The 3,866-nt window shown below is 62.9% G+C and carries 6 protein-coding genes and 1 pseudogene; 1 reads left to right on the top strand and 6 read right to left on the bottom strand.

Annotated features, from left to right (window positions below):
- The 3 genes and pseudogenes from PGX04_RS16495 to PGX04_RS16485 all read right to left on the bottom strand — a co-directional run.
- A pseudogene (locus PGX04_RS16495) lies at positions 1–358 on the bottom strand (ornithine cyclodeaminase family protein); the annotation flags it as partial.
- 71 nt (positions 359–429) lie between these two features.
- Positions 430–642 (bottom strand): DUF8015 family protein, encoded by a 213-nt coding sequence (locus tag PGX04_RS16490; protein ID WP_273739510.1) that lies wholly within the window; start codon positions 640–642, stop codon positions 430–432.
- A gap of 294 nt (positions 643–936) precedes the next feature.
- On the bottom strand, positions 937–1,362 hold the full coding sequence (locus PGX04_RS16485; RefSeq protein WP_273739509.1) for a DUF3054 domain-containing protein: 426 nt from the start codon (positions 1,360–1,362) through the stop codon (positions 937–939).
- A gap of 349 nt (positions 1,363–1,711) precedes the next feature.
- Between PGX04_RS16485 and PGX04_RS16480 the strand changes: the two genes are divergently transcribed.
- On the top strand, positions 1,712–2,425 hold the full coding sequence (locus PGX04_RS16480; protein ID WP_273739508.1) for a J domain-containing protein: 714 nt from the start codon (positions 1,712–1,714) through the stop codon (positions 2,423–2,425).
- Here PGX04_RS16480 and PGX04_RS16475 read toward each other — a convergent pair.
- The 3 genes from PGX04_RS16475 to PGX04_RS16465 form a co-directional block, all read right to left on the bottom strand.
- A complete protein-coding gene (locus PGX04_RS16475) occupies positions 2,388–3,035 on the bottom strand; it encodes a toll/interleukin-1 receptor domain-containing protein (protein ID WP_273739507.1) in 648 nt (215 codons plus the stop codon). The genes PGX04_RS16480 and PGX04_RS16475 overlap by 38 nt on opposite strands.
- Positions 3,036–3,093: 58 nt before the next feature.
- Positions 3,094–3,528 carry a DUF8159 domain-containing protein gene (locus tag PGX04_RS16470; RefSeq protein WP_273739505.1) on the bottom strand — a complete coding sequence of 145 codons (435 nt, stop codon included), beginning with the start codon at positions 3,526–3,528 and terminating at the stop codon, positions 3,094–3,096.
- 78 nt (positions 3,529–3,606) lie between these two features.
- The coding region (locus PGX04_RS16465; protein WP_273739504.1) for a triose-phosphate isomerase at positions 3,607–3,866 on the bottom strand (260 nt) is incomplete at its 5' end.

Raw genomic sequence — 3,866 nt, 5'->3', positions numbered from 1 at the left:
CGAGTTCGTCGACGGCGACGGCACCGGCCGCACCGGTTTTGAACGGGTTCATGCTGGCACCGTCGAGCAGGGCGAGGGGTGCACCGCTGTCAGCGTCGAACAGCGGCGTCATGAACCAGGCGTCGGTGGCACCGAACCCCGCGCTGTACATGTACCCGCCCATCGCTCCCGTCTCCGGAAGGATGGCGGCGTAACTCGTGAACATCCCGTCTGGATCGCCGCGGAAGAACTTCGATCGCGGCTGTGCCGGTGCGCCGTTTCCCCGCTGTCGATAGCCGTCGCGAACGGCGTCGACGTATTCGGTCGGAGTCGCGAGGTCTGCGACGGCATCGCTGGTCAGAAACAGGGTCTCTGTCATGACCGATACGAGGGAACGAAACGACGAAAAGGAACCGGAAGCGGGTAGAGAGAGAAAACGACCGGAATGCGTTAGTCCGCGTGCTGGGGACGCGCGGACCGGGGCTCGTCGGAGACCTCGGCCGGCGTGTTGACGAACATCGCGTGCCCGATGATCGTCATCGCCACGAGCGAACCGATCGGCACCGCCGCAGTCAACGAGATCCCCACGACGGTCAGGGCTGCGGTGATACCGAGCAGTGCGACTGGGATGAGGCCGAGAACAATGTCGTAATATCCAGTCATAATGTATTCTATAGTATGGGGAATAACCATATAAGTGTTTCCCATAATCGGCTCGTGGTGGATCCATCCCTGATCGATATCCATAGGGTTGTATCCCCATAACTTATGAATTGGTTATAAATCGTGTATTTTCCGTCGAGCAAGTCTCTACCTATTATTGTACGGTACATTTTATATCCGAACCCGCTATATTCGCCGTCAAAACGGGAATACCAGCCAGTACCGACAGCGAATCATGAATATTCGAACATTCCACGTCGACCCGTTTCGGCGAAGCTAGTTAGAAAACAGTACTTACCGCGATTGTGAGAGTAATAGGGCGTATCCGAGCCGCCAACCGAGCAGGGCGACGAGCACGGTCCCGGTAATGACGACCGGAAACGGCCAGGTCGCGCCGCCCTCGAACAGCGGCGACCCGCGAAGCATGAGCCCGACGTTCGCCGCCGCGATCCACGCGATCGCCGTCAGACGAACGCCGTCGGTCCCGATGAGATCGTCACGCGTGTACACGCCTGCGAGCGCTGCGACGGCGATCCACCCGATCACGAACGGGGCGACCGTCTCGAGCGATGCGAGCGGTTCGGCGATCGGGTTGCCGCCGTGTTCGACGTTCCCGAAGAGAACGAGGCCGACGACGATACCCAGGTCGACGACGCCGATACCGACCCGTTCGCGGTCGATCGATCTATCCCGGGAGCCGGTCTGAACTGCCGTGTCCATACCGGTACTCGTCATCGGAGTCATATCGGTTTCCCGATTCTGATCGGCGCGAACGGACCTGACAGGAGAGGAGGTACCCGGCAACGGCCAGCCGCCGAGTACCGTCCAACGGACGGAGCGTCTCCGTGCGAGGGGAGCCTCGCACGATCTAGCGGTCGGCGGATGGCCACTTTGTTATCGATTCCGTTCAGGGTCGGTCGTCGGACGGCCCGGGGGAGGTTCCGCGAGTAATTAGTCGCTACGCGGACCGATTGCGACGGGCGTCCGGCTGAGACGACGCCGTGAACTGACGCCGATCGTGACTGTCAGCAGAAGAACTAATAAAGGACGAACACGAACCGATGGCGTGATGGCTGTCGTCGGCGATGAACCGGCCGGCTGTGATGGCTGCGGTCGAACGGCTCCGCTCGAGGAGCTGACGACAGTGGCGATGCCGGACGACGAACAGGTCGTCTGCTGTCAACGCTGTGAGCCACACGCCAGAGCGGCCGCCGAAAAAGGCGGTTCGCTCGACCAGCGTCGGGACGCGTGCGACGGCTGTACCGGCACGTTCCTGCTGGCCGAACTCGAGGACGTGGTGCTCGACGACGGAACCGTGGTGACCTGCTGTCCGTCGTGTGTCGCCCAGGCCCCGAGTCGCGACGGTGGTGGAACGTCCGGTACTGACGGCACTGGTGAGGGGACCACGGAGGGGCCCACAGCAGTGACCGACTCCGAGCGTTCCACCGACGCGAGTCCGGACGAGAACCGACGCCGCTGTAGTCAGTGTCGCGAGCAGGTCTCCGAAGAACGCTTTCGCGTTACCACGATCGACGAGCGCACGGAACGGTTGTGTGCCGACTGCAAGTCCGACGCCGAGGAGCGCGGCATCGTCGCGGCCGTCGAGATGCGAAAGACGAGGGCTCGCGAGGTTCTCGGCGTGGACGCCGGCGCGAGCGACGAGACGCTCCGCGACGCGTATCACGAGCAGGTCAAACGCGCCCATCCCGACCGCTCGAGCGGGAGTCGGTCCGCCTTCGGGCTCGTCACGGACGCTTACGAGCGGCTTCGGGACGGCGATTGACATCGAGTCCGTCCTCGCGACCCAGAAATCCGATCGTCGCCGGGTTGAAGTAGTACGTCGACTCACAGACCGCACACGACGTCGTCAGGTGTTTCCCGTGGCTGTGGAGTTTCCAGAGCTTCGTTTGTCCCTGCTCGAGCTCGAGCGTGACCGGGTGGCCGCAGTCGGGGATCGTACACGGAAACCGAATATACCAGTTCGGTACCGATAGCGCCCCCAGCGGCGCGAGTTCGCTCCGGAGCCGGGAGAGCAGGTTGAAGATCATGACCGAGAGGTCTCCCCGATCGATCGCCAGACCGTCGACGTCGCCGACGTATCCGCGACGGCTGACTCCCTCGTCGCGAAGCGGCACGACGGGGATTCCTTTGGCCACCTCGTAGCCGATTTCCTGATCGATCCACGTGGTATCGGCCGCGTCCTCGGTCAGCACCGCGACGACGACGTCGCTGTTGGCGAGACGCCCCTCGAGTCGCTTTCGCGATCGACCGGACTCGATCTCCTCGAGCGCGAGGTGGACGCCGAACGGGAAGTTCTTGACCGTCGTGAACAGGTCCTGGACGAGTTCGAGGTCACCTGGCGCGTGTGAAACGTACACCTGTTCTCCGGTCATTGAATCGTCTACGACAAGAAGGCGCGTGAACCGTTATTAATCTATCTCCGCGACGTAGTTAACGCCCGTCGTGTTCGCTTCGGTAATTTTTTATGGTGTTCAGAACGAGCTGGGAAAACTCGAGTTTCGAGAGGTCCGAACCGAGACGCTCGAACCACTCGCGTTCGGCGTACCACCAGCCGCGGGTTTCCCCGTCGGTCGTCAGCGACGTCACCTCGAGGCGTCCCGGCGTCCACTCTCGTTCGTCGCCGATCGTCAACAGCGCCCGCACCACCGCGCCGACTTCGTCTCTCGTGATCGCAGGCGATTCGGACACGGTCTCGTACTCGAGTTCGATCCCGGTCCCGTCGTCGACGGGCGGTTCGTTCGCGTCCATCCACGCGAACGATGTCACGTAGATTCCGTGACTCATCAACCGATTCTCGAGCGCGACGGCCACGGGTCGCTCCCCGGCCGCCGGATCAGCCACGGACTCGGACCCATCGTCGGTCATACCTCCTCTACGACGGATGGGGAGAAAAATCGGTCGGCGACGAGCGTTCGTCGATCGCTCTCCAGTTCGTGATCCGATTCAGAGCGGTGCGACGAGGTCCTCGAGGGCCGCTTTCGGATCGTCGGCCTTCGCGACGCCGCTGGCGAGGAGGACGCCCCCGGTACCGAGATCGCTGGCCGCGACGACGTCATCACCCGTACTGATGCCCGCGCCACAGAGGACCGAGACGTCGGAGTCGACGTTCGCGGCGGCGTCGACGGCGTCCTCGACGACGTCGGGATCGGCCTGACTGACCGGTGTGCCGGTTCCGATGAGTGCCGGTGGTTCGACGGCGACCG

It is taken from the genome of Natrinema soli, from assembly GCF_028618695.1.
This window is presented reverse-complemented; position numbering and strand designations above follow the sequence as displayed.